The following is a 384-nucleotide window of genomic DNA, read 5'->3' as shown; positions in this document are numbered from 1 at the left end:
GGCGCCTTACATTGCCCCGGATATCCATCCGAACATCGCGAAGTTCTATCGCAAGAAAGTTGAGCGGCTAGCTGAAGCGCTTCATCATCCCTCTGAACGAGACGAGGCCGCATGCGCCATTCGCGGCTTGATCGAGCGCGTCACGCTGTTCCCCGGGGCGAACCCTGGCGAGATGACTGCCACGCTTCATGGAGAATTCGGGGCTATTATGGAATGGGCATCGCAGCACGAAACCGCCGGAAACAACTGCGGATCCGGATCCGTTTCTGCGCCGATGTCGGTATCGGTGGTTGCGGGGGTAGGATTTGAACCTACGACCTTCAGGTTATGAGCCTGACGAGCTACCGGGCTGCTCCACCCCGCGTCACCATGGTTGCGTCTGTT

General features: G+C 58.9%; 1 tRNA gene. It reads right to left on the bottom strand.

The window, feature by feature from the left end:
* Positions 1-287: 287 nt before the first annotated feature.
* Positions 288-364 (bottom strand) — tRNA-Met (locus tag OKA11_RS24530).
* Positions 365-384: the final 20 nt, after the last annotated feature.

Source organism: Novosphingobium clariflavum, assembly GCF_026420865.1.
Classification (GTDB): domain Bacteria; phylum Pseudomonadota; class Alphaproteobacteria; order Sphingomonadales; family Sphingomonadaceae; genus Novosphingobium; species Novosphingobium clariflavum.
This window is presented reverse-complemented; position numbering and strand designations above follow the sequence as displayed.